The 25,144-nt window shown below is 66.1% G+C and carries 21 protein-coding genes, 1 tRNA gene and 2 pseudogenes; 10 read left to right on the top strand and 14 right to left on the bottom strand.

Going from position 1 to position 25,144, the window contains the following annotated elements:
* The first annotated feature begins 124 nt into the window (after window positions 1-124).
* A tRNA-Met gene (locus tag OR16_RS11045) sits at window positions 125-201 on the top strand.
* Between the two features lie 210 nt (window positions 202-411).
* Here the strand turns inward: OR16_RS11045 and OR16_RS11040 are convergent.
* A pseudogene (locus OR16_RS11040) lies at window positions 412-977 on the bottom strand (UbiX family flavin prenyltransferase).
* Between the two features lie 2 nt (window positions 978-979).
* Window positions 980-2,383 carry a UbiD family decarboxylase gene (locus tag OR16_RS11035; protein ID WP_050982937.1) on the bottom strand — a complete coding sequence of 468 codons (1,404 nt, stop codon included), beginning with the start codon at window positions 2,381-2,383 and terminating at the stop codon, window positions 980-982.
* A gap of 217 nt (window positions 2,384-2,600) precedes the next feature.
* On the opposite strand from OR16_RS11035, the gene OR16_RS11030 reads away from it, so the two are divergent.
* The 3 genes from OR16_RS11030 (at window position 2,601) to OR16_RS11020 (ending at window position 6,553) form a co-directional block, all read left to right on the top strand.
* Window positions 2,601-3,485, top strand: coding sequence for a LysR family transcriptional regulator (locus OR16_RS11030; protein ID WP_006158047.1), 885 nt, complete (start codon window positions 2,601-2,603; stop codon window positions 3,483-3,485).
* A gap of 474 nt (window positions 3,486-3,959) precedes the next feature.
* Complete coding sequence (locus OR16_RS11025) at window positions 3,960-5,258, top strand: MFS transporter (protein ID WP_006158046.1); 1,299 nt, start codon at window positions 3,960-3,962, stop codon at window positions 5,256-5,258.
* Between the two features lie 86 nt (window positions 5,259-5,344).
* Entirely contained in the window at window positions 5,345-6,553 is a 1,209-nt protein-coding gene (locus OR16_RS11020; protein WP_006158045.1) for a porin, read from the top strand.
* A gap of 85 nt (window positions 6,554-6,638) precedes the next feature.
* Here OR16_RS11020 and OR16_RS11015 read toward each other — a convergent pair whose 3' ends face one another.
* The 4 genes from OR16_RS11015 to OR16_RS11000 form a co-directional block, all read right to left on the bottom strand.
* The gene (locus OR16_RS11015) at window positions 6,639-7,904 is read right to left on the bottom strand and encodes a Zn-dependent hydrolase (protein ID WP_006158044.1); all 1,266 of its coding nucleotides are present in this window, start codon (window positions 7,902-7,904) and stop codon (window positions 6,639-6,641) included.
* Between the two features lie 35 nt (window positions 7,905-7,939).
* Window positions 7,940-9,295 (bottom strand): dihydroorotase, encoded by a 1,356-nt coding sequence (locus tag OR16_RS11010; RefSeq protein WP_006158043.1) that lies wholly within the window; start codon window positions 9,293-9,295, stop codon window positions 7,940-7,942.
* Between the two features lie 193 nt (window positions 9,296-9,488).
* Entirely contained in the window at window positions 9,489-10,295 is an 807-nt protein-coding gene (locus OR16_RS11005) for a tetratricopeptide repeat protein (protein ID WP_006158042.1), read from the bottom strand.
* Between the two features lie 7 nt (window positions 10,296-10,302).
* Window positions 10,303-11,211 carry a Ku protein gene (locus tag OR16_RS11000; protein WP_006158041.1) on the bottom strand — a complete coding sequence of 303 codons (909 nt, stop codon included), beginning with the start codon at window positions 11,209-11,211 and terminating at the stop codon, window positions 10,303-10,305.
* A 333-nt stretch (window positions 11,212-11,544) separates the two neighbouring features.
* Between OR16_RS11000 and tolA the strand changes: the two genes are divergently transcribed.
* Window positions 11,545-12,291 (top strand): cell envelope integrity protein TolA, encoded by a 747-nt coding sequence (tolA, locus tag OR16_RS10995; protein WP_006158040.1) that lies wholly within the window; start codon window positions 11,545-11,547, stop codon window positions 12,289-12,291.
* Between the two features lie 105 nt (window positions 12,292-12,396).
* Here tolA and OR16_RS10990 read toward each other — a convergent pair whose 3' ends face one another.
* From OR16_RS10990 to OR16_RS10965, 6 genes and pseudogenes are all read right to left on the bottom strand, one after another.
* On the bottom strand, window positions 12,397-13,227 hold the full coding sequence (locus OR16_RS10990; RefSeq protein ID WP_043419293.1) for a MetQ/NlpA family ABC transporter substrate-binding protein: 831 nt from the start codon (window positions 13,225-13,227) through the stop codon (window positions 12,397-12,399).
* A gap of 93 nt (window positions 13,228-13,320) precedes the next feature.
* Window positions 13,321-14,784: an efflux transporter outer membrane subunit gene (locus OR16_RS10985; RefSeq protein WP_006158038.1), complete on the bottom strand. Its 1,464-nt coding sequence runs from the start codon at window positions 14,782-14,784 to the stop codon at window positions 13,321-13,323.
* Window positions 14,781-15,749 (bottom strand): efflux RND transporter periplasmic adaptor subunit, encoded by a 969-nt coding sequence (locus OR16_RS10980; RefSeq protein ID WP_006158037.1) that lies wholly within the window; start codon window positions 15,747-15,749, stop codon window positions 14,781-14,783. The genes OR16_RS10985 and OR16_RS10980 overlap by 4 nt, the downstream gene beginning before the upstream one ends.
* On the bottom strand, window positions 15,746-15,955 hold the full coding sequence (locus OR16_RS10975; protein WP_006158036.1) for a DUF1656 domain-containing protein: 210 nt from the start codon (window positions 15,953-15,955) through the stop codon (window positions 15,746-15,748). Before OR16_RS10975 ends, OR16_RS10980 begins: the two co-directional genes overlap by 4 nt.
* A pseudogene (locus tag OR16_RS10970) lies at window positions 15,952-17,978 on the bottom strand (FUSC family protein). Before OR16_RS10970 ends, OR16_RS10975 begins: the two are co-directional and overlap by 4 nt.
* 64 nt (window positions 17,979-18,042) lie before the next feature.
* Window positions 18,043-18,525, bottom strand: coding sequence for a MarR family winged helix-turn-helix transcriptional regulator (locus OR16_RS10965; protein ID WP_006158035.1), 483 nt, complete (start codon window positions 18,523-18,525; stop codon window positions 18,043-18,045).
* A gap of 297 nt (window positions 18,526-18,822) precedes the next feature.
* Here OR16_RS10965 and OR16_RS10960 point away from each other — a divergent pair, with 297 nt between their 5' ends.
* The 5 genes from OR16_RS10960 (at window position 18,823) to OR16_RS10940 (ending at window position 23,790) form a co-directional block, all read left to right on the top strand.
* Window positions 18,823-19,641 (top strand): crotonase/enoyl-CoA hydratase family protein, encoded by an 819-nt coding sequence (locus OR16_RS10960; RefSeq protein ID WP_006158034.1) that lies wholly within the window; start codon window positions 18,823-18,825, stop codon window positions 19,639-19,641.
* A 45-nt stretch (window positions 19,642-19,686) separates the two neighbouring features.
* On the top strand, window positions 19,687-20,865 hold the full coding sequence (locus OR16_RS10955; protein WP_006158033.1) for a thiolase family protein: 1,179 nt from the start codon (window positions 19,687-19,689) through the stop codon (window positions 20,863-20,865).
* Window positions 20,866-20,924: 59 nt separating this feature from the next.
* Entirely contained in the window at window positions 20,925-21,689 is a 765-nt protein-coding gene (locus OR16_RS10950; protein ID WP_006158032.1) for an SDR family NAD(P)-dependent oxidoreductase, read from the top strand.
* A 91-nt stretch (window positions 21,690-21,780) separates the two neighbouring features.
* Window positions 21,781-22,788 (top strand): Bug family tripartite tricarboxylate transporter substrate binding protein, encoded by a 1,008-nt coding sequence (locus OR16_RS10945; RefSeq protein ID WP_006158031.1) that lies wholly within the window; start codon window positions 21,781-21,783, stop codon window positions 22,786-22,788.
* A gap of 81 nt (window positions 22,789-22,869) precedes the next feature.
* On the top strand, window positions 22,870-23,790 hold the full coding sequence (locus tag OR16_RS10940) for a LysR family transcriptional regulator (RefSeq protein ID WP_006158030.1): 921 nt from the start codon (window positions 22,870-22,872) through the stop codon (window positions 23,788-23,790).
* On the opposite strand, the gene madM is transcribed toward OR16_RS10940, so the two are convergent.
* Both madM and madL read right to left on the bottom strand, forming a co-directional pair.
* A complete protein-coding gene (madM, locus tag OR16_RS10935; RefSeq protein WP_006158029.1) occupies window positions 23,787-24,563 on the bottom strand; it encodes a malonate transporter subunit MadM in 777 nt (258 codons plus the stop codon). The genes OR16_RS10940 and madM overlap by 4 nt on opposite strands.
* A 10-nt stretch (window positions 24,564-24,573) precedes the next feature.
* Window positions 24,574-24,984, bottom strand: a complete 411-nt coding sequence (madL, locus tag OR16_RS10930; protein ID WP_006158028.1) for a malonate transporter subunit MadL — start codon at window positions 24,982-24,984, stop codon at window positions 24,574-24,576.
* Between the last annotated feature and the right edge of the window lie 160 nt (window positions 24,985-25,144).

The following is a 25,144-nucleotide window of genomic DNA, read 5'->3' as shown; positions in this document are numbered from 1 at the left end:
GGGCCGCGAGGTCCGCCGGTTTTTCTTTTTAGTCCGCACGAGGCGCCGTCCAACACCCCCGAATTTTTTTTGAAGAGGTAGTGTTGACAACCCAAAAACGCCATGTATAATCTCGGTCTTGTTCGGCGAATTAGCTCAGTTGGTTAGAGCGACGGAATCATAATCCGCAGGTCCGGGGTTCGAGTCCCTGATTCGCCACCAGTTTCAAGCAAAGCCGCGTTCCCGCAAGGGTTCGCGGCTTTTTGCCTTTGGGGGGGCATGCGCATTTTGGCCCTCCTTGTTTGCCGTGTATTTTTGCTCGGGCTCTTGCCATCGATACCTCGCCGCGCCATCTTGATGCGACAGCGGACGCGTTAGCCGGCGCAGCTACCCCCTCCAATCCGGGACCGCGAATTTGGCGGACCGGCCAGATCACGCAATAGGCGTGGCATCCCCGGGATTCCGTTTCGGCGCCACCCCATTCCACCGCCCCGCCAGCGGCGCATCCAAGCCAAACAGATCCAGGACCCTGCCGAGGGAATAGTCGACCATGTCTTCCAGGCTGGCGGGTCTTGCATAGAACGCTGGCACGGGCGGATAGACGATGGCGCCGATCTCGGTCACGGTGGCCATGCTGCGCAGGTGCCCGGCGTGCAACGGGGTCTCCCGTACCATCAGCACCAGCCGGCGGCGCTCTTTCAGCATGACATCCGCAGCGCGCGACATCAGGGAACTGGTGACGCCGCTCGCGATTTCGGAGAGCGTCTTGATCGAGCATGGCGCGATGATCATGCCGTCGGCGCGGAATGAGCCGCTTGCGATGGCGGCGCCAATGTCGCCGTTGGCGTGAACCACGTCAGCCAGGGCGTGGATGTCAGCGGGGCGCAGGTCTGTCTCGCAGTTGAGCGTGAGAATAGCCGGACGCCGTAGATGGCGCCGGAGGCGCCGGTGATGCCGACCACGATGCGGCGGCGCGCCTGACGATCGGGAGCTTCCATCGTCATGGCCTCCGGCCGTCAGCGTGCAGCCTGGCCCTTACGCGTTCCATGACCTCGGCCGGCGGGACGGCGCGATGCCAGTCCCGGCGATCGCTGGCCTTGCGGGTCGCGTCTACCCCCATCTTGGTGGCCACGCCGTCCTGCTTGATCGGTTCGGAGCGGTCGGTGCGCGCACCCGGAACAATCAGCAAGTCGCGGTCGGGCCGCATACGTGTGGCGACGGCCCATTCCACCTGGGCTGCATCCCAAGGGTCGATGTCGTCATCGACCACAGTCACATTCTTGATGAGATTCACGTTGCCCCAGATCGCGAACATCACCTTCCTGGCCTCGCCTGCGCGATGGGCGGCGATGCTCACGACCGCGTTCAGGCGGCCGCAGCCGCCATGCCCGACGGCGACCTCACGCACCGGGATGGCAGCAGCGCGCAGCATGCGTGCCAGGCCAGCGGCAATCGCTACGCCGCCGATCAAGGTGTGCTCGGGATAGTAGCCGGGCTGAATCACCTGGAAGAAGGCGTCATCGCGCCGCGTCATGCAGTGAAACTCGGCGACAGGCCCGTCGCCGTAGGGCTCATACATGCCGTGGTACTCGGACACGAGCTGTTCGTCATGCCGGCTCTCCACGTCAAGCACGCCTTCCAGCACGATCTCGCATTGCGCCGGCACGTCGAGGTCGATGGTGCGGCAGGCCACGGTCTGCACTGGCTCGCCCAGCAGCGCGCCCGCCGCTTCAAGTTCGTCGTCGCCCAGGCGCAGGTAGAGCGCCGCGGCGATCAGGATGGCGGGATGATTGCCGATTGTGACCGCGATCTCGAGTTTCTCGCCGCGCTTTCTGGCGGCCTCGGCCATGACGGCCAAATGGTGATTGGGGGCGATGCCGATCATGCCGCGATTGCCGTCCAGCAGCTTGACCCGGGCAAACGAGACATTGCCGCGGCCACTGGCGCGGTCACGCGCGAAGATCACGCCCGCCGTGATGTAGGCGCCGGTCTCCCTGGGAAAGAACAGCGGCGCAGGAAGCTCGCGCTGAAGGTCTGGCCTGTCGATGACGGTCTGCTGGCAGGGCCCGTTGCCGACGCGCACTGGCGCGAGGCCACTGCCGATCGCATCGACGATGCGCTGCTGCAGGGTCTCGGGCGTTGCGCCAATGCCGCGAGCGATGCGCGGCAGTGAATTAAGGAGGTTGCCAACGGCAGGCAGCGCGTGGCCGGAGATGGTCTCGAAGCGCAACGCAGGACCGTCGGGCAGTTGCGCCAGATAGGCCGAGATCTCGTACTCCGCGCTGACCGGATCGCAAACACGCATCAGTTCGCCGCTCTCGTCAAGCGATTGGACAAGGCCGCGCAGCGACTGGTGTTGCAGGCTGGGGCTTCCCGCTATCTGCCGGGGCTCCGTAGTACGCATGGTCATTCCTTTGTATGGCTGGGTTGCTGAGTTGCTGGGTAGCTGGGGTGTCGATGCATCCGGCAACCGTTGTTGCTGGCCGGTTGCGGCGGCCGTCGGAAAACGACGGTGCATGCAAGGCTGCCTGGGCAGCAAGCCCGGCCCTTTCGCGAGAGTCTAGGCCAATCAATAGCAAAACATCGTATGCTTATATATTCGACTCGAATAACATGATGTTATGAAGCTGAATCTGCGCCAGATTGAGGTATTTAGGGCCATCATGCTGAGCGGCTCCATCAGTGGCGCGTCAAAGCTGCTGTACGTCTCGCAGCCGGCTGTGAGCCGGCTGATTTCGTATACGGAACAGCGCTTGGGGTTGCTCCTCTTCCAGCGCATCAAAGGGCGGCTCTATCCGACGCCGGAGGCACGCCGGCTGTTCGAGGAGGTTGGCGCCGTCTACCAGAGCGTGCAAAGGGTCAATGAGGTAGCCGAGAACCTGGCCGAGAATCGTGTAGGGCAGTTGCGGATTGCGTGCAGCCCCAATATTGGCCAGTCGCTGATGCCACGGGCGGTAGCGAGTTTTTGCCAGCGCTACCCGGACGTGAGGATTGTGCTGCACACACTGATCCCGGGTGCCCTGCTGCAGGGCCTGTTGACGCACCAGGTCGAATTGGGGATCACGTTCATGCCGGTCGGCCATCCCAGTCTTCAGGTGCTCCCGCTCTACAGGAATCGCATCGTTGCGGTGTTGCCCAAGGATCACCGTCTGGCCACACACGACTGCATAGACCCCAGCGACCTGATCGATGAGCCGTTTGTCGGCTATAGCAGCGACATCCCGTTTGGCCAGTTGGTGCAACAGGTCTTTGGCAGCGAGGACCGCCAACCCGTGCCGCGCATCGAAGTGCAGCAGGCCCACGTCGCTTGTTCCATGGTTCAGGCGGGCGTGGGTGTGGCACTCGTGGATGAAATCACGATGAAGGGGCCAATCTGGTCCGGCGTGGTGGCCCGGCCGATCACGCCCGAAGTGCATGCGCCGATCAACGTGTTCCGCCTGGAGCTGCAACCGCTCTCCCGCCTCGCGCAGGAATTTATCGCCGTCCTCAAGTCACTGGGAACCTGACGGCTTGGCCCCCTCGACGCGCCGCAGATGCCGGCGCAGGTTTCCCGCGGCGCCTTGCAGCCCGGCGGGCTGTATTTGTGGGCACGCATCGTTTCGACTTTTCAGCATTTTCGTCGGCACAAACGCGCAACCATAACAAGCCGTTATAGGTCGCTTCAACGAGCGGCACAAACGCGCAACCATAACAAGCCGTTATGCGGTGGCAACAAAAAGGAAAGCGACATTATCAGGTGAGCTACCTAATATCCCGTCGATCAAGACCGCAACCGCCCAGGGCACAGCCGTGCGCGTTGCAGTCGCCTGAACAGACAACCCCGAGCGATCACCGTTACGGTCGTGTGAAGAAGAATTTGTCACCCAGGTATTCCGACAGTCCGCGGCCTAGCGAGACGATCGACCCATATGGCGAACATTAGGAGCATTGGCATGAAAGATGTAGTTCTCAACCCGGAGAGCAGACCACGAGACGCCTCGATGGGGCAGGCCGAGCACGAGGCTCGCAGCGCCGGCGCGGGGCGTCGCGCCGTCATCGCCGCCTCGGCGGGCAATGCGCTGGAGTGGTATGACTTTACGGTCTACGCACTCTTTGCCGTCTATATCGGCCAGAACTTCTTCCAGAACGACAATCCCACCGTGCAGCTGATGGGCTCGTTCATGGCGTTCGGCCTGGGATATGTGGCTCGGCCGCTGGGTGCCTTGCTGCTTGGTTCCTATGGCGACCGTGCGGGCCGCAAGGCTGCGCTGACCCTGACCATCATGCTGATGGCACTTGGCACGCTGCTGATCGCGGTGGCGCCGCCCTATGCGGCCATCGGCGTCGGCGCGCCGTTATTGATCGTCTGCGGCCGCGTGCTGCAAGGCTTCTCGGCGGGGGGCGAAGTCGGCGGCGCGACGGCTTTCCTGGTCGAGCATGCACCAGCGCACAAGAAGGGGCAGTACGCCTCGTGGCTGCAGGCCAGCATGGGCATCTGCAATATCCTGGGCGCTCTGGTGGCCACCCTGGTGACTACCCTCTATACGCCGGATGAGATCACGGAATGGGCGTGGCGGATCCCGTTCATCGTCGGACTGGCGATCGCCCCGGTTGGCCTGTGGATGCGCAAGACGCTGGACGAGACGCCGCATTTCAAGCAGGAGGAGGCCCGCATGAAGCAGCAGGGCATCACGAAGAAGACGCCACTGCTGCAGGTCGTGCGCGAATGCCCCAAGCAGCTGCTTTCCGGCTTCGGCCTTTCGGTGCTATGGGCAGCGGGCCCGTATTCACTAATCATCTTCATGCCGATCTATGTGCAGAAGTCGATGGGCTTCACCGGATCGCAGGCCTTCCTGGCTGCCCTCATCGGCAACATCTTCCTGACCGCAGGCTGCGTATTCGCCGGGACATTGTCCGACCGCTTCGGCCGGCACCGCATCCTTCGAATCGGTGCGACCGCGCTGCTCGTCTGCGTCTATCCGCTGATGATGTGGCTGCAGGCCTCACACACGACATTGACACTGGTGATCGTGCAATCGGCCTTCTGTGCGCTGATCTCGCTATTCGTCGGCGTGGCACCGGCAGCCTTGTCCGAGATATTCCCGACCGCGGTGCGCTCCTCCGGCATGTCGCTGTCCTATAACACGGCCGTCACGCTGCTGGGCGGCTTTGCTCCCGCGATCCTGACCTGGATCACCTACACGACAGGCGTGGCATTCGCGCCGGCGCTGTACGTCATGGCCGCCGCTGTCGTCGCCCTTATCGCCATTTCCCTGCTGCCCAAGGCACGCGAGGACTGATACCCAGGGCGGGCCGTGCCGGCTCCGGCGGCCCGTCAAACAGTCAGTCCGCGAAGACCACACCACAAGAAGAAGGAGAGGAAACCATGAAGATCCGGATGAGAAACCGGAGGGACGCCCCTGCGCGCTCGCCGCAATGCCTGCGCGGGATTGTTGGCCTGCTTGCGCTTTCGGCGGCAAGCTGTGCCTATGCCGATTCGAGTGTCCAGATCGCCGGCGTCGTCGATACCTACGCCGGATCGCTCAAGCGCAGCGGGGAAGCCGGCAGGACTGGCGTGGTCAACAGTAGCGGGATGACGACTTCCTGGTGGGGCTTCAGGGGCGTCGAGGATCTTGGCGGCGGCCTGAAGGCGCAATTCAACCTGACGGGTTTCTTCCGGCCCGACAACGGCGGCGCGGGGCGCTACGATGCCGACACGCTCTTCTCGCGGGACGCCAACGTCGGACTGACGGGCGCTTTCGGGCGCGTGTCGCTGGGCCGCGACCTGGCCCCCAACTTCATTCCATCGGTTTCCCTCAATCCGTTTGGGGGTTCGTTCGCCTTCGCGCCGCTGCTGGTGCAGACGCAGGCGTCGAGCGGCTACATGCGAGGACAGAAATGGGCCGCCACCGAAGCCGGCGATACCGGCTGGAGCAACGAGATCATGTATGTGACGCCCGATCTCGGTGGCCTTGTGGCAAGCGCGTTCTATCAGTTCGGCGAGCGGACTGGCCATGCGGGCAAGAACAATATTGGCGTCAATGCGATGTACAGCAGTGGTCCGGCGGCATTCGGCGCCTACTATCAGCGCGTCCAGGTCAACAATCCCGTCGACAATGCCGCAGGCGATTCCGGCGTCTTTGCCTTCACGCCCTATAACAGCCAGACCGGCGCTACCTACAAGCTGACACCGGCCAGGGAGCAGGGGACGTGGTTCGTCGGCGGTGCCTACGATCTGCGCGTGGCCAGGTTGTTCGCGACCTATCAGCATTCGTCCAACCAACCGCCCGACGGCTTTGACAGCGCGCATTTCAAGTTTCAGTCCAGCACGCTGCAGCTTGGCGCGAGCGCGCCGCTCATGCAGGGAACCGCCATGTTGTCCTGGGCCAGGACAACCATAAAGGCTGACGGAGACTATCGCGCCAGCCTGGGCAGCGACGGATGGCAGTCCACGGTCAGGCGCGACACGGTGTCGCTCGGCTACGACTACCTGTTGTCCAAGCGGACCGACCTGTACGCGGTGGCCATGTACGACAAGATCACGGACCAGGCAAGCGGCACCAGCTTCGCAGTCGGCGCAAGACACAAGTTCTAGCGGTCTGCCGGCTTGTTGGAAGCGCGGATTGCGTGCCGGCATCTACAGGATGCCGGCACGCATCGGGCCCGGTGCGTGCCCGGTGTCAGGCGCGAGCGAGTACCGTGTCCAGTTCCAGCACGGACTGATACAGCACGCGTGTGCCATCGAGCAGTTGCGAGGGGTCGATCCATTCTTCCGGGCAATGGCTGCGGCCGTTCAGGCAAGGAATGAAGATCATGCCGATGGGCCCCGTGGGTGCCATGTACACCGCGTCGTGGCCCGCGCCGCTTGGCAAGCGCATCGAGGCATAGCCTAGCCGGTTGGCGGCAGCTTCCACCGCATCCATGACCAGTGGCGAGCAATCCGTGGGCTGCGCCCGGCTGACCGGCGACATGGCCACGCTCAGCCGCAGCGCGGCGATATCAGGCGCCACGGCAGCCATGAGCGCCTCGGGAAAGGTGCTTAGCACCTGCTCGCTGTCGCTGCGAAGCTCCAGCATCAGTTCCACGTGGCCGGGCACGGCGTTGGGCACATTCGGTGTCATGGCGATGCGGCCGATGGTGGCAACGACGTAGTGCGGATTTCCACTGAGCGCGCTGGCATGGCGATAGGCGGCATCGATGATGCGCGCGGCACCAACCAACGCATCGCGCCGGATGTCCATCGGCGTGGTGCCGGCATGGTCAGGCTGGCCCGTCACGGTGATCAGCGCGCGGCGAATGCCAACGATATTGGTCACCACGCCAATCGGCAGCTTGCGGGTTTCCAGCACAGGGCCTTGCTCGATATGCAGTTCCACGAACGCCGCGGTGCCGCCGGCGCCGCGCAGGGGAGCGCCCAGCGCTGCCGGGTCGCCTCCGATACGGTGTATGCCCTCGGCGAGCGTTTCCCCTTGCGCGTTGCTGGCCGACAGCATATCCGCATGGAGCTGGCCCGACAGCGCCCGGCTGCCCACGCAGGAGATGCCGTAATCGCTGGGTTCTTCCGACAGGAAGTCGATGACCTCGAACGGGTGCGCCAGCGTGACGCCATGCTCGTGCATCGCATGTGCGACCTCGATGCCAGCCAGCACGCCGATGATGCCGTCGAAGCGCCCGCCGCCGACCACCGTGTCGCAATGCGAGCCGGTGACAATCGGCTTGCGGTCCGGATCGCGCCCGGCGCGCCGGCCCACGAGGTTGCCGCCGGCGTCCTGATGCACCGCCAGGCCAGCGGATTCGAGTTCCTGGCGCAGCCAGGCGCGTGCCTGCGCGAACATCGGCGAAAAGGCCCGGCGGGTCCAGGGAACCTCGGGCAGGGTCATGCGCGACAGCGTTTCGACCCGCGCCCACAGGCGCTCGGCATTCAAGGGAGGGAGGGGATTCGGCATGGATTCCAATGTGAGTTGTGACAAACGATGCGGCCTCAAGCCACGCGCGGGCGCAGGAAGCGGCCATCGCCCTTGTTGTTGACGATGCGCTTGCCATCGTAGACTTGCTGGCCGCGGCACCAGGTGCCTGCCACGCGCACGCTGAACTCCCGGCCTTCGAAAGCACTCCATTGCACTGCTGACAGGCTGCCGGAAGGATCGAAGGCGTGGCGCTCGGGGGCGAGGATCACGATGTCGGCATCGTGGCCGACCGCTAGCGAGCCCTTCCGGTCGTCCAGCAGGAAATGACGCGCAGGGTTCCGGCAGAGCTGCCTGACCACCATGGCCGGCGCGATGCCATGTTCTTCGCAGCCAGTCCAGAAAGCGGGCAGCAACGTTTCCAGCCCCGGCCCGCCGGACGCATTCCTGAACACATTGGGATCCTGCTTGCGCTCCAGCCCCCAGCTGACGTGGTCCGAAGAGACGAAGGTGCATTCGTCACGCGCGATGTGCGTCCACAACAGGTCCACCTCGGCCTTGGGCCGAATCGGCGGATAGTGCTTGGTCTTGGCGCCGAAGCGGCGCGTATGTTCCTCGTGGTTCAGCATCAGGTACTGCACGCACGTTTCGATGCTGGCGTGGTGGCCCGCACGGCGGTACATATTGCACAGTTCGAAGCCGCGCGACGTTGAGACATGGACGGCATGCGCGCGAGCGCCGGTTTGCGCGCCAATCTCGTAGATGATGCCGGTTGCCAGGTTCTCGATCAAAGGCGTGTGGGCGCGCAGGAAGGCATCCCAGCCGGTATCGCCCGCTTCGGTCATGCGGGCGATATTCTTGCGTGTCAGCTCCTGCATCTGATTGTGGACGCCGCAGGCCAGGCCCGTTGGGGCAATCAGCCGGAAGGCCTCATAGAGCTCGTCTTCCGCGACGCGGGGGAAACGTCCCGGTGTGGCTTCGAAGGTCGAGAACTTGAAGGCGCAGACGCCACCCTCGATCAGGCCGGCGGCGGCCTGCAGGCCGTGGGTGGCATTCAATGTGCCAAACAGCGCCACGTCCACATGGCAGTCGCGCTCGGCTTGTGCGATCTTGGCATCCAGTTGGGCGCGCTGCGCCACCGGCTCAGGGTCATCGTAGGGCATATCCACCATCACCGTCACGCCGCCGGCAGCGGCCGCGCGAGATGCCCAGCCCAGGCCCTCCTGGTTGCGCTGGCTACCAGAGTGGACCTGTCCATCAATCACCCCCGGCATGACCCATTGACCGCGCGCATCCACCGTATCGCGCGCCGCCGGCGGCGCGCCGGCGCCGCGTGCCGCAACCCTGCCCTCGCATACCGCCAGCCAGCCATCTTCGACCAGGCCGTGCGCTTCCACGAGGTTGCCTCGTACCACCAAATCAAAATCGCCCATGACACTCCTGTCTCGTTCGTACTGTTGAGATCCCGTAGTGTAGTAAGCGATATGCCAGCACGTCCTATGCCAATATGTGCGAAGGCGTTGAGCAAATGTTATGCCTTTGCGGGACCTGCCGCCCCGGGCGGCGACAACAAAAACCCCTCCCGATCGCAAGATCGGGAGGGGTCTTGCCTTGGGGCCTCTGCATTCAACCTGGCTGCAGCTTCCTGTATGCATTGAAATGCCGGATCGCCCGCATGTCGTCCCCTAGCGACTCATACAGCCGGGCCGCATTGAAATGCGCATCCGCGAATCCCGGTGCGAGCTCGATGCAATGCGCATAGCTGGCCAGCGCCTCCGCTTGCAGGCCGTCATCCTCCAGCGCGACCGCCAGGTTGAAATGCATGAGCGGCTCGTTCGGCAGATGCGCAAGCCCGCAGCGATAGAGCGCAACGGCCTCGCCGAAGTGGCCGGCGTCGCACAGCATGCAGCCCAGGTTGAGATAGGGCTCGAGATAGCCGCCATCGAGCGACAGCGCGCGGCGGTAGGCTTGCTCCGCTTGGCCGGGCGCCTCGGCCTCCAGCTCGCAAGCTGCATGGAACCAGGCGCTCGCCTTGGTGGCCGGCGCCTGATGCATGGTATGGACGACGGCGGCGCCCGCCTCATCCGGCTCGAAGTCCATCAGCATCTGGCCGGATTCCGCCTGCCACTGGCGGACGCCATCGCGGGTTGCCACCTCGTTGCCGATGGCGCGAACCCGCACGCCGGTCAGCGGCACACCCTGCCCTCTGGTTGCCTTCAGTCTTGAGAGCGCGCGCGAGATGCGTCGACTCGGGATCCGCGCCTCGCGCAATGAGTTGGCGGTGCGCAGCATCACCATGTCCTGGAAGGTGAAGAGGTATTCGCGCCGCGCGCCACGGCTGGGCGTGACCACGCCATCCGCGATCAGCCTGGCGGCAACCGAGCGCGGGATGCCGAGCAGGGCCTGGGCCTCGCGCATCGTATAGAGCGTCATTGGCCGGTCACTTCTTGCCTGCTGCGCGGCGCGCCATCGCGGGTGCCGGGGCGGCCGCCGTCGCGCGCCGCGCAGTCTTGCGTGCCTTCGGCGCATCCGGCGCATCCGGCGCCGCGGCCGCCTTACCGGCTGCGCGCTTGCGCTGCTGGATACTGGCACGCAACGCTTCCATCAGGTCGATGACTTCCGCGCCCTGGCTTGACTCGCGCTGTTCCGTCACGGTGATCTTCTTGCCCGCGATCTTCTTGTCGATGGCCGCGAGCACACGCGCCTTCTCCTCGTCCGCGTAAGCGGCCGGGTCGTAGCTGGCCGCCGTGTTCTGCTCGATCAGCTGCAGCGCCAGCGACAGCTCGGCGCCATGCACTTCCGACTGTTCGACATGCAGGTCTGCCATGGGGCGCACCTCGTCGGCATAGAGCAACTGCTGCAGGATCAGGCCCTCCTCCCCGGCGCGCACCTGGACCATGTACTGCTTGCCCTTCCAGACCCACCGGGCCAGGGCGCAGGTGCCGGTCTGGCGCATCGCTTCGGCCAGCAGGGCGTACGGCTTGGCCCCGCGCTTGTCCGGCCCAAGGTAATAGGCATTGTCGAAGTAGATCGGATCGATCGCGCCGGCCGGCACGAACGACACGATATCGATCGTATGGCGCGACTCGGCCTCCAGCGCGTCGAGCTCTTCCGGCTCGAAGACCACATAGTGGTCCTTCTCGAACTCATAGCCCTTCACCATCTCGGAGCGCTCCACCACCACGTCCTCGCGCAGGCAGATGTACTGCTGCTTCAGCCGCGAGCCGCAGCCTTTGTGCAGCAGGTTGAAGCTCACGCCAGCCTTGCTTTCGGTCGCGGTGTACACCTTCACGGGAATCGAGACGAGCCCGAAGCTGAGGGAAAGGGAAGCAATGGAGCGGGCAGCCATGGCGAATCACCCTGCGGGAAAGGGAACAGGAACGGGAACGGGAGCTTTCGCATCCAGCTTAGACCGTGCCCGGCAAAGCGGCGTCATCCACTGCGCGGATGATGGCTGATGCGACACTTTTTTCGGCTCAGGCAGGTCGGCTTTCGAAGAACTCCGGCGCAGAGAATCCCGCTTGCCTACGGCAACGATGCCGACCTAAGCTGCATACAGTGGATGCCATGCGCGGGTTCGCGCACAAAGCATTGCACCATCGTCTTTCACAGGGATGTGAGAGTGATTCGAGAGTGACACAGCACTGACTATGCATCACCCGCCCGTGGCCTGCCGCGCGTCATGAAGACCATCGCCCATCCTTATCAGCTGGTGCAGGAGCGAGGAACGCTGAAGTGTTTCCTGCTGGCTCTGTTCATGCATCTGCTGCTGGGCGTGATGCTCTACTACGGGGTGCATTGGCAAAGCCGGACCCCGGCCGGCGTGGAGGCGGAGCTGTGGGACAGCGTGCCCGAGATTGCGCAGCCCCAGCCGGTGGTCCAGCCGACGCCCGTGGAACCGCAGCCCGTAGTGAAGCCAGAGCAGGATGACAACGCCGACATCGCCCTGGAGGCGCAAAAGCGCAAGCAGGCCGCCGCAGCCGAGCAAGCCAGGCAGGCCGACCAGCGCGAACGCAAGGCGCGCGAGGCGGAGCGCCAGGCGGCCTTGAAGCAACAACGCCAGAGCGAACTGGCACGCCTGCAGGCCATGGCCAACAGCGCTCCCACCACGGGTGGCGTAGGCAGCCGCGCAGGCACCGGCGCCGGTGCTGGCGGCAACGCCTCGCCCGGCTACGCGGACCGTGTGCGCCGTCGCGTGAAGCCGAACATCGTCTTTACCGAAGAGATCGCCGGCAACCCGGCCGCGGTGGTCGCGGTACGCATGGCGCCGGACGGCTCGCTGCTGTCGGTGCGGCTGACCAAGTCCAGCGGCAATGCCGGCTGGGACAACGCCGTGCTGCGCGCCGTGGAGCGATCCGATCCACTGCCGCGCGACGAGAACGGTGTGGCGCCCCCTGGCGTCAACATCACGTTCATGCCGAGGGAGTAGCCACAGGCCACAAGCAAAAACCCCTTTCGGAGCTTGCGCTCCGAAAGGGGTTTTGCGGTTGGGCAGGGACAACCAGGACCAGGGTTCTTCTTGGCGCCTCCCGGCTCAGAACGACGGCACCATCGCCCCCTTGAATTCGCTCTTCATGAACTGCCGCACCTCTTCCGATTGGTAAGCCGCGACCAGCTTCTTCACCCACGGCTTGTCCTTGTCCTGCGTGCGCACGGCGATGACGTTGGCGTACGGGCTGTGGATGTCTTCCAGCGCGATGGCGTTGCGGGCCGGCTGCAGGCCGGCAGCGAGCGCGTAGTTGGTGTTGATCACCGCCGCGGCCACGTCGGGCAGCGAGCGCGCCAGTTGCGCTGCGTCGAGTTCGACGATCTTCAGCTTCTTCGGGTTGTCGCTGACGTCGAGCGGCGTGGCATTGACGCCGTTGGCGCCGACGCCACTCTTGAGCTTGATCACGCCTTGCGCGGCCAGCAGGAGCAGCGCGCGGTTCTCGTTGGAGGGGTCGTTGGGGACGGCGACCTTGGCGCCTTGCAGCAGGTCCTTGGGCGACTTCAGCTTTTGCGAGTAAATGCCCAGCGGGGAGATGTAGGTGTAGCCCACGCTGACCATCTTGTAGCCGCGCTGCTTCACCTGGCTGTCCAGGTAGGGCTGGTGCTGGAAGCTGTTGGCGTCGAGGTCGCCGGCGTCAAGCGCGGCGTTGGGCTGCACATAGTCGTTGAATTCGACGACCTTGATGTTGAGCCCTTGGCGCTTGGCGGCTTTTTGCACTACCTGCCAGACCTGTGCGTCCGGGCCGCTGACGGTGCCGACGCGCAGGGTCTGTTCCTGCGCGAGCGCGGAGCCGGATGCCACGATGCCGAGCGCGGCGAGCGCGACGCAGAGCAATCTACGACGGGAGGGGTGAGAGAAACCAGGGAGGTTAGACATGCTGCTTGTGTTCCTTTGCGCCACGCAAGCAAGCTTGCATGGCCTTTATCATGACGAAGACCCGATGCGTGTTCAGTGCGTGTTCAGTGCGCATCAGTGCGCCTGTTCGCTCATCGTGCGCGACTCGACCTTGGGCGCATTTTGCCATCCACCGCCCAGCGCAAGGAAGAGATTGATCTGGTCCAGCGCCACCTGGCTTTCCGACGCCGCCAGTGACGCTTCGGTGCTGGCCAGCGTGCGGTCGGCATCCAGGCTCGACAGGTACGGCGAGCGGCCGGCCTGGTAGAGCTGGCGGTTCTGCCGCGCGACTTCGCTGGCCTTGTCGCGGGCATCGCGCAGGGCCTGGGTGCGCTCCAGCTCTCGCGTATAGCTGCTGAGCGCCGACTGCGTTTCACGCAGTGCCTTGAGCACCACGCCGTCGAAGCGGGCGAGCGCCGCTTCGGCGCCGGCCTCGGTGCCGTGGATGCGGGCGCGCGTGCCGCTGGTCGGGATGTTCCACGTGATCAGCGGGCCATAGCCCCAGTGCGCGGTCGGTGCCTGGCCGAGGTGGTCGAGGATGCCGGTGAAGCCGGCGGACGCGCCGATGCGGATGGACGGGTAGAGATCCGCCGTGGCAACGCCGATCTTGGCCGTGGCCGAGGCGAGTTCGCGCTCGGCCTGGCGCACGTCGGGCCGGCGCTTGAGCAGCGCGGCGCCGTCGCCAACCGGCAGCGCCTGGCGCAGCCTGGGTTCTTCGTGGCAGGCGTACTCCGCCTGCGAAGTGGCGCTGGGCGGCTTGCCCAGCATCACCGCCAGCCGGTACGCCGCGCCCTCTTGCTCGGCCTTGAAGCGCGGCAAGGCAGCGCGCAGCACGTCGGCCTGCGCCTGTGAGCGCAGCAGGTCCACCGGCTGCCCGCGCCCGGCGTCGACCAGCTTGCGGGCCAGCTCGACGCCGCGGCGCTGCAGCTCCAGTTGATGCTCGGCCACGCTCAGCTCGTGCGTAGCGGCGCAGCCCTGCACGTAGGCGCGCACGGTCTCGGCAACCACGCCAACGCGCGCCTGGTCCAGCGCCGCCTGGCTGGCCTGCGCGCCAGCCAGCGCCGCTTCATCCGCGCGCGCCAGCTTGCCGAAGAAGTCGATCAGGTAGGAAACCCTGAAGCCGACATCGCCAAAGTTCATCACCGGGATCTTCTCTTCCTTGAGCAGCGGCTCGCCGGCAATCTGCCCACGCTCCGCGCTGGCGGAGAGCCCGGCTTCCGGCAGGCTCTCCGCCTCCACCTCGTGGTAGACCGCGATGGCGCGCTTCAGGTTGGCCGCGGCCACGCGCAGGTCGGTATTGGCAACCAGCGCCTGCTGCACCAGCTGATCGAGCTTGGGATCGTCGTACAGGCGCCACCATCCATCGGGCACCTCGGCAATCGATACCGCGGCATTGTTCGTGCCGAGCAGCGGGCCGTTGGCCGCTTGCGCCTTCACGGCGGCGTTGTCCGGCACATGGTAGTCGGGCCCGACAGTGGTGCAGGCGGCAAACAGCAGCGGCACCAGTGCCGGCAGCAGGGCTTTGCGCAACGTGTTCACCGCGCGCCTCCCTGGCTGACGGCTCCCTTGACGGCCAGCGCGAGCTTGTCCTTCTGGTCCTTCTGGCCTTCCGGCCCAGCCTGCGCCTTATCCCGGGCCGAGGGTTCGCGCACCGACACGGTAGCCGTACGGCCTGCGACCATGCGCAGGTCGGCGGGCGGCTCATCCAGCGCGATGCGCACCGGGATGCGTTGCGCAAGGCGGACCCAGTTAAAGGTCGGGTTCACATTCGGCAGCAGGTTGGAGCCATTGGTGCGGTCGCGGTCTTCGATGCCGGCGGCAATGCTCTGCACGTGGCCATGCAGCACGCGGGATTCGCCCATGATGCGGATGTCCACCGGATTGCCGATCTGGATGCCATGCAGCTTGGTTTCCTCGAAGTAGCCTTCCACGTGGAAGGAGCCGGCATCGACCATCGACAGCACCGGGCGGCCGGTGTTGACGTAATCGCCCAGGCGCGGCAGCCGGTCGTTCAGGTAGCCGTCGACCGGGCTGAGCACGCTGGTGCGCTCCAGGTTGAGCTTGGCGAGGTTGACCGCGGCCTGCGCCTGCGCCAGCGCCGCTTCGCCCTGCTGGACCTTGGCCTGGCCTTCTTCCACCACTTCCTTGGAGACGACCTCGGACAGCGTCTGGCTGCGGCGGGCTTCACGGCGCGCCTGTGCGAGCATGGCGCTTTGCGCCGCCACGGTGGCCTGCGCCTGCTGCAAGGCAAGCGCGAAGCGGTCACGGTCGATCTCGAACAACGGCTGTCCGCGCTGCACGCGCTGGTTGTCCTTGACGAGAACCTTGGTCACCAGCCCGGACACGTCCGGCGCGATCTGCACCACATCCGCGCGGATATGGCCATCGCGGGTCCATGGCGCCACCGTGTAGTAATCCCACAGGTGCTTGACGACGACGACCGCGACCGCGGTGACGACAAGGGTAAGGACGATGGGTCCAAGCGTACGAAGATTCAGTTTCATGACTGCAGCCGATATACCAGGGAGACGATGCCACCCAGGACGATCACATATAACGCCAGATTGAACAGGGACCGGTGCCAGACCAGCCGATAGAAACCCACACGCGCCAGCACGGCACGCGCGCAAGCCGTGATCAGGAACGCCACCAGCATCCACGCCAGCAGGCTCGGGACAAACACACCATAGATGTCGACTTCACCGCTCATTGCTTGTTGCTCGCTTGCTTGCTCATTGGGTCCGCCGCCTGGCCCGCGGGCTGGACACCGGCCGCGCTCATTGCCACGGGTGCTGCCGAAAACAACGCGACGTGCATTTCCACCAGCGCGGCGAAGGCCTCGCGCGAAGCCTGGTCGGCACGCGAGGCTACCTTGCGGATCGCCTTGGCCAGCCGGTCGCGCAGCACTTGCGGCGGGGTGTCGGCACGGGCGTCCAGGCGTGCCTGGTAGTAGCTGGCAACGCCCTGCAACACGCGCCGTACCGAGCGCTGGTGCTCCGGCGCCAAGGCCGGCAGCTCGCGCTGCAGCGCCAGCGTGCTGAGCTCCACGCGCACTTCGGCAAAGCCGTCGCCGGTGGTTTCATCCTCGCTGGCTGCCAGCCGCGGCACCAGTTGCGCCAGGCGGTCCAGCATGCGGGCACGCAGATCCGCGTGCTCGCCCGGCTCGCGCCCGGTGGCGTTGCGGGCGATATCGCCCCAGCTGGCGCGCACCAGCCTGCGTACCGCGGCCCTGGTGCCGAAGGGGCGGGCCACCAGGGTCCACACCAGCGCGAACAGAATGCCCGCGATGCCGGCCACGTTGCCGTTGAAGAAGGCATTGAAGTCAGCGTTGTAAGCGCCCTGGATGCCGATATCGTTAGCCGTGACCACGGCCAGCGGCATGGCGATCAGCGCGAGCCGGGGCTGCGCCATCATCACGCCGATGATCAGGTAGGGCACCGCGAACATCAGCACCAGCATCTCGAAATCGTGCGCGTTCGGCAGGACCACGAACAGGTAGATGGTGGCGAGCACCAGGCAGACCACGTTCCAGCGGAAGAACGAGCGGATCATGGGCGCTGGCTCGTCCATCGCGGCAAAGAAGCAGCACGACACCGCGCCCAGCGCGACCGCGCCCGCGCCGTCCGCCCAGCCCGTCCAGATCCACACCATGCCCATGCAGAAGATCGCCAGGGCGGTCGTGGCGGTGGAGAACACCAGCATGCCGTGATCGTAGTGGCGCGCAGCGCCCACACCCCAGCGCTGGAACACCGGCGCCCACTCGCCCTGCGGTGCCGTCTCGCCAATGCGGCGCTGTAGCGACACGCAGTCCTGCCACAGCTCCATCAGCTCGCGCAGACGGCCCTCGGCTGTCGCGGCCAGCGCCGCGTGCCAGTCGGGCCCGGCACTGCCCGGCTCCAGCCCGGCGTCGTCGATCGGCGCATCCGGGGATAGCTGCAACGCCGGCAGCGGCGCCCACGCGCCCGCGCTGATCCATGCCGACGCCAGCGCCATATTGTGCGAGAGGCGCTGCGGAATGCCCGCGGCGTGCTGGTGCAAGGCGTCGACTACGGAGGCCAGCGACGACAGCACGGGCAGCAGCATGGTCATGCGGCCACGCAACTCCTGTGCGTGTCTCACGCGTGTGGCGCTTTCGGCGTCGTAGGAGAGATGGCTGATCAACTGGTCGAGCGCGAGGATGTCGGCGGCCAGGCGATGGCGGCTGTGATGGCGCGACACCTTGGCAGCCGGATGCGCCGAAAGCATGTCGGTGGCCCACAGCGCGGCGTCCGCCAGCCACTGCGCGGATTCTGGCCGAGCACCGTGGCCACCTTGGCGGGGAAGATGGTCGAGCCGACGATGCTCGCGCACAGGATGCCCAGGCAGATTTCCTCGGCCCGCGCCACGGCGATATCGAAGACGCCCGAGGGATCGCTCACCGAGGGCAAGGCCACCATCGGCAAGGTATAGGCCGCCAGCATGAACACATAGCTGCGCGGCGTGCGGTGCAGCAGCGCGACATAGAGCAGGATGCCGATCCATAACGCCACCGCAGCCATCAGCAACACCGGCGCATTGACCAGCGGCGGCACGATGGCGACGGATGCGGCCGCGCCAAGCAGCGTGCCCAGCACGCGATACAGCGCCTTGGAACGCGTCGCGCCGGTGAGCGGATGCGCCACGATATACACGGAGGCCATGGCCCAATACGGACGCGGCAGGCCAAGGTACAGCGCGATGAACAGGGCCAGCATGGCCGCCGCAAAGGCTTTGAGGGAGAAGATCCAGTCCCGTCCGGTAGGCCAGCTGACCATGTTCTTACAACCCGGAAGCCGTAGTGGGCGCGGACTCGGCGGCTTGGGCGAGCGCATTGAGCACGCGCATGGCACCCTCGAAGTCCCGCTCGCTGACGCCAGCGAAGACACTGGCACGGAGGTGCTTGAGCTCGACCTCGATCTTTTCGGCGAGCGCCTCGCCGGCGTCGGTGAGCCAGAGCGCATTGGCCCGGCGATCGTTCGCATCCACTTCCCGGCGCACGAAGCCCGCGGCGGAAAGCTGGTCAACCAGGCGAACCAGCGATGCGCCTTCCAGCCCGACATAGTCGGCCAGGGTGACCTGGCGCACACCGCCGCCAAGGCGGCGGATAAACAGCAGGGGGCCCGCAGCAGCGGCGGAAATCCCGTAGGCGGTAACGGCACCCTGGGAGATGTGGCGCCACTGGCGGCCGGCCAGCATGAGCTGGCCGGTAAAGGCGAAACGGAGGGCGTCGATGGAAGGCATGGGCAGAATGATAGCAGCCATATAGTTAGGATGCAAATTATTACCCTACGAAGCAATCGATGCTGGAACGAGGAGCCGCGGGAAGCACATGACAATGTGCATCGCCAGTGGCACCCGTCTTGCGCGCGCGCTTTGCGCCGATGCCGAGCGGCGGCGCGCTGATACGCGTTGGATATCGGGTTCGCCGAAATGAATATTGGACACCCGGGGGCACGGTCCCTTAGCCTTCTGAGACGAGCGAATGCCGGCGGCGCCGCTCGGCGCCAGCCATCCCGAGCCAGGGCGCGACTACAACGACTACAACGACCGGAGACCAGCATGACAAGCTTCCTGCGCTACGAGCAGCAGGGCCACATCGTGACCCTGACCATGAACGAGCCGCAGCGGCGCAACCCCCTCACCGGCAACACCGCCGTGGCCGACTTCCTGGAGGCCATCGACCGCATCCACCGCGACACCAGCGTGCGCGCGGTGGACACCAGCGTGCGCGCGGTGATCATCACCGGCGCCGGCACGGCGTTCTCATCAGGCGGCAATATCCGCGACATGGAGCGCCAGGCTTCGGGCCAGGTGCCCGGCATGGAGATCCGCCAGGACTATCGCCTGGGCATCCAGCGCCTGCCGCTGGCGCTGTTCAACCTGGAGGTGCCGGTGATCGCCGCCGTCAATGGCGCGGCCATGGGCGCGGGCCTGGACCTGGCCTGCATGTGCGACATGCGCATTGCGTCCGAGCAGGCGCAGTTTGCCGAGAGCTTCGTCAAGCTGGGCATCATTCCGGGCGACGGTGGCGCATGGCTGCTGCCGCGCGTGATCGGCCTTGCGCGCGCCGCCGAGCTGATCTTCACCGGACAGGTCATCGATGCGCGCCAGGCGCTGGAATGGAATCTCGTCTCGCGCGTGGTGCCGCCGGACCAGTTGCTGCCCACGGCCAACGAACTGGCCGGACGCATTGCCGCCAATCCGCCGCATGCGGTGCGGCTGGCCAAGCGCTTGCTGCGCGAGGCATTGCATACCCGGCTGGATACGCTGCTGGAATTGTCGGCCGGCTTCCAGGCACTGTCGCACCAGACCTCGGATCACCGTGAGGCGGTGTCGGCCTTCCTGGACAAGCGCAAGCCCGAATTCACCGGCAGCTGATCCAGCGTCGTTCCCGCTTCAATCAGACAACTTCGGAGACCCGTCATGCAGCAAGCCGTCATCGTAGACGCCATCCGTTCCCCCATGGGACGCTCCAAGTCCGGCAGCGCCTTCACCGAACTCCATCCCACGGAGTTGCTGGCGCAGGTGCTGGCCGGGCTGGTCGAGCGCAACCAGCTGGACCCCGGGCTGGTGGAAGACGTGATCACCGGCTGCGTAAGCCAGGTGGGCGAGCAATCCGCCACGCCCGGCCGCGTGGCATGGCTGGCAGCGGGATTCCCCGAGCATGTGCCGTCCACCACCATCGACCGCAAATGCGGCTCCAGCCAGCAGGCCGTGCACTTTGCCGCGCAGGGCATCATGGCTGGCGCCTACGACATCGTGATTGCCTGCGGCATCGAATCCATGAGCCGCGTGCCGATGGGCTCGGGACGCATCGGCCAGAATCCGTACGGCCCGTCGTTCGAGGCACGCTATGCGCCGGGGCTGGTGTCGCAAGGCGTGGCTGCCGAGCTGGTCGCGGCGCAGTGGGAATTGTCGCGCGGCGATCTCGACCAGTACGCCGCGCAGTCGCACCAGCGCGCGCACCAGGCGCGCGAGGCCGGCGCCTTCCGCCGCGAGATCCTGCCGATCCGTACCGCCGCGGGACTCGTCGCGCAGGATGAGACCATCCGCCCCGCCACCACCGCCGAGCGCCTGGCCACGCTCGCGCCGTCCTTCCGCGACGAGGCGCTCGGCCAGCGCTTCCCGCAGATCGGCTGGCATGTGACCGCCGGCAATGCCTCGCAGATCAGCGACGGCGCCGCCGCCATCTTGCTGATGAGCGAGCGCGCCGCCTCGCGCCTGGGCTTGAACGCCCGCGCGCGCTTCGTCGCCTTCGATGCCTGCGGCGACAGCCCGCTGACCATGCTGAGCGCGCCGATCCCGTCGAGCAAGCGCGCGCTGGAGAAAAGCGGCCTCGCCCTTGATGCGATTGCACACTATGAGATCAACGAAGCCTTTGCCTGCGTGCCGCTGGCGTGGCAGCGCGCGCTGGGCGCCGACCCGGCACGCCTGAACCCGCGTGGCGGCGCGATCGCGCTCGGGCACCCGCTGGGCGCCTCGGGCGCGCGGCTGATGACCACCATGCTGCATGCGCTGGAAGACAGCGGCGAGCGCTACGGCCTGCAATCGATGTGCGAGGCCGGCGGCATGGCCAACGCCACCATCATCGAACGGCTCTGAGCCAATACGCATCCCGCACTGATCACTGATACCTGATACCTGAAACGAGGAGACACAAGATGAAACTTGCCAACATGTCCGCCGTCGTCACCGGGGGCGCCTCCGGGCTGGGCCTCGCCTGCGCCCGCCGCCTCACCGAACGCGGCGTTGCCGTGGTGATCGCCGACCTGTCCGAAGAAAACGGCGCCGCCGCCGTGCAGGCGCTCGGCGAGCTCGCCCGCTTTGTCCAGGCCGATGTCTGCGACACCGCGCAGATGACCCGCGTGTTCGATGCCGCGGACGCGCTCGGCACCATGCGCGCGCTGATCCATTGCGCCGGCGTGGGCGGCCCGGTGCGCCTGGTGGAGAAGGACGGCCAGCCCGGCTCGCTGGAGAAATACGAATCGATCGTGCGCATCAATCTCGTCGGCACGTTCAACACGCTGCGCCTGGCCGCCGCGCGCATGGCCCGCAACGAGCTGGTCGACGGCGAGCGCGGGGCCTGCGTGCTGACGGCGTCGGTGGCCGCCTACGAAGGGCAGATCGGGCAGATCCCCTATGCGTCGGCCAAGGCCGGCATCGTCGGCATGACGCTGGTGGCGGCGCGCGACCTGGCACAGCGCATGATCCGCGTGTGCACCATTGCCCCCGGGCTGTTCGATACGCCGCTGCTGGCACGCCTGCCGGAGAATGTGCGCGCCTCGCTTGGTGCCTCGGTGCCGCATCCAGCGAGGCTCGGCATGCCGGATGAGTTTGCCTCGACGGCGCTGCATATCCTGGAGAACGCCATGCTCAACGGCGAGACCATCCGGCTCGACGGCGCGATCCGCATGACGCCGCGCTAGGCACGGTCGTCGCCCCGGCGCAGCGGACCGGGAAGCGGACGCGCCGCCACGCCCGCACGAGGGCGAGCATGCACACCGGAGGAGACACCCCATGCATATCAAGCTGTTCGGCAGGCGTTCCGCCATCCCCCTGCGCACAGCCGCGCTTACCTTGTGCGCGGCCACGACGCTGCCCGCCGCCGGCACAGCCTTGCCCGAGCCGGCATGGCCGGTGCGCCCTGTCACGCTCATCGTGCCGGGCGCACCGGGCGGCACCACCGACATCCCGGCCCGGCTGGTGGCGCAAAAGCTCAGCGCCATGCTGGGCCAGCCGGTCATTGTCGACAACCGCCCCGGCAGCGGCGGCATCATCGGCACGCAGGCCCTGCTGCGCGCACCGGACGATGGCTACACCCTGCTGGTCGGCAACACCGGCTCCCATGCCATCAACTACAGTGCCTACAAGCACCTGAGCTACCGGCCCCAGGACTTCGTGCCGATCACCGACATGATCTCGTTTCCGAACGTGCTGGTGGTCAACGCGCAATCGCCCATCAAGACCGTGGCCGACCTGAGCGCGGAACTGAAGAAGAAGCCCGGCCAGCTCTCCTATGGCTCCGCCGGCATCGGGCAGACCACACATCTCACCGCCGAGCTGTTCCGCATGCGTACCGCGACCGAGGTCATCCACGTGCCCTACCGTGGCTCGACACCGGCCACCACCGCGCTGCTGTCCGGGGAAACCACCTTCATGTTCGACAACCTGACGCAGGCGCTGCCGCACATCCGCGCGGGCAAGCTGCGCGCGCTGGCGGTCACCAGCGCCGAGCGCCTGCCCAGCCTGCCGGACGTGCCGACCATGGCGCAGGCAGGCGTGAGCGAATTCGTGGTGATGGGCTGGCTCGGCATATTCGCCGCGGCGCGCACGCCGCCGGCCGTGGTCGCCAAGCTCCAGGCCAGCCTGGCGAATGTCATGCGCGACACCGAGGTGGCGGCCAGGTTCAAGGAAATGGGCGGACTGGCCGGCGGACAGCCACAGGCGAGTTTCGCCAGGTTCGTCGGCAGCGAGCAGAAACGTTGGGGGGAAACCATCCGCGCGTCGCACCTGAACCTGGACTGAGGAGCGCCCCCACGAACCATCCGGTTTCGAATCTGGTTATCATGCTCCGGTCACCGCCACCGCACGCACGCCGCACCTCCCATGCGAAACCGGATCAACGAAGAAATCACCTTGCGCAAGCTCGAAGTCCTGCTCGCCTACATGGAGACGGGCAACCTCGCCAAGGCGGCGGAAGCGCTGGACGTGAGCACGGTCAGCGTGCATCGCGCGCTGCACTCGTTGGAGGAAGGCATGCGCTGCGCGCTGTTCCGCCATGAAGGCCGCAACCTGCTGCCAACAGAAGCAGCCCATGTGCTGGCGGACGTCGCCACCGACGTCATCAAGACCATGGCCGACGGCATCCGCGCCACGCGCCAGGCCGCCGGGTACTCGGCCGATCACATGAAGATAGGTTCGCTCTATTCGCTGACCATCCGCACGGTGCCGGACGTGGTGATCGGCATCAAGGTCAGGCGGCCGGAACTGCAGGCGGAACTGGTGCTCGGCTCCAACGCCGACCTGCTCTTCAAGCTCAAGCAAGGCGCCATCGACGCCGCGCTCATGGCCATGCCCGAGCCCGACCCCGAGATCGAATCCATTGCGCTGTTCGAAGACGAGATCTACTTCGCCGCGCCGGCGGATTCGCCCTATGCCCGGCAAGACGCCATCGACCTGCGGCAATGCCGGGACGAGCCCTTCGTCACGCTCAGCGAAGGCTTCATCACCTACCAGGGCTTCATGGACGCCTTTCGCATCGCCGACTTCACGCCCAACGTGGTGATGAAGGTCGGCGACATCTTCTCGCTGATGAACCTGGTCAGCGGCGGCGTGGGCTACGCGCTGCTGCCCGGGCGCGTGCGCGACGTGTTCGCGCACAAGGTGACGCTGGTTCCGCTGTCCTCGCAGTACCGGCTGCGCCAGACCATTGGCCTGAGCTTCTTGCGGCGGCGCGAGCGAGATCCGAACTTGCTGGCGCTGGCGGCGGTTTGCCGGTTGGCCATGCGCTCGCCGCAGCCCGCCTAGCCGACCACCGCCTTGGTCGCCAAAAACAACAACGACGGCCCCAGCAAGCAACCCAGCCCGGTGTGGAACGTAGCCACCAGCGCACCATACGGCACCAGCCGGCGGTCCGTCGCGGCCAGCCCCGCGGAAACACCGCTGACGGTGCCGGCCAGGCCACCGAACACCATCGCGGCGCGCGGGTTGTTCAGGCCGAGAAAGCCTGCCGCCATGGGCGTGCCGACCATCACGATAATCGCCTTGATCAGCCCGGTGGCGATGCTCAGCGCGATCACGTCGGAGCTGGCGCCCAGCGCCGCGCCGGTGACCGGTCCCACGATATACGTCACCGCGCCCGCGCCGATGGTGGTCATGCTGACCGCATCGCTGTAGCCGAAGGCGCGCGCCACGGCAGCACCCACGATAAACGGCAGGATGGTGCCGAGCAGCAGCGACACCGCGCCGACCAGCCCGGCCTTGCGCGCCTCGGTCACCTGCACCTCGAAAGCGGTGGCGACGATGGCGAAGTCGCGCAGCATGGCGCCGCCCATCAGGCCGATGCCGGAGAACAGGGAGAGATCGGCCAGGCCTTTTTCCTTGCCGGTGACAATGCCGCCATAGTAGGCCAGCAGCAGGCCGACGACGATGGCGATGGCGGAGGCATGCACGCGCCCGAAGGTCAGCCAGCGCGATAGCCTTGATGACAGCCACATGATGATGCCGACCGCGGCGAACGCGGTGACCAGGCCGTTTTGCAGCAGGACGTTCTGGAAGATATGCGAAATGGAATGCGGCATGGCGGCGTCCTTAGTGCGAGGCGGGGCTGGGGGTGGCTTCCGGCGAGGACATCGGCGGCAGTGGCGCATGGTCGCCGGTGCGGCTGAGCACGGCGATGCAGCAGGCGGACACCAGCACCGCGCCGACTGCCGCGATCAACGCCACCGGCCCGCCGCGCAACGCGGCGACCACGTTCTGCTGTGCCGCCATCGCTACCACCACCGGGATATACATGGCGCCCCAGAAGCCCACGCCGGCCTCGGTCTCCCTGGGCAGGAGCCCGCGCCCGTGCAGGTAGAGCCGTATCGAGATCAGCAGCAGCATGGCGATGCCCACGCCGCCCACGTTGGCCTTGACGCCGATCGCGATGCCTAGCAGTTCGCCGAGGAACAGGCCGACGAGATGGCAAAGCGCCAGCAAGGCGGTGCCGTAGATGATCATGGTGGTGTCTCCTGTTGGCCCGTCGGCAGGGCTGCGCGCGGGCTGGTTCTAGGTTGGATGGATGCAATCTAGGCGAGCCAGTGCGCCGCATCAATCAACCCGGCGGGAGAATCGTTAGCGTGGGATTAACGGCGGGAAGCGGATAGCCGGGGCGCTTGTG

Origin of the sequence: Cupriavidus basilensis OR16 (assembly GCF_000243095.1) — a bacterium.
GTDB classification, from domain to species: Bacteria; Pseudomonadota; Gammaproteobacteria; order Burkholderiales; family Burkholderiaceae; genus Cupriavidus; species Cupriavidus basilensis_D.
Note: the sequence above shows the minus strand (reverse complement) of the source record. Positions and strands in the feature narration are given on the sequence as shown.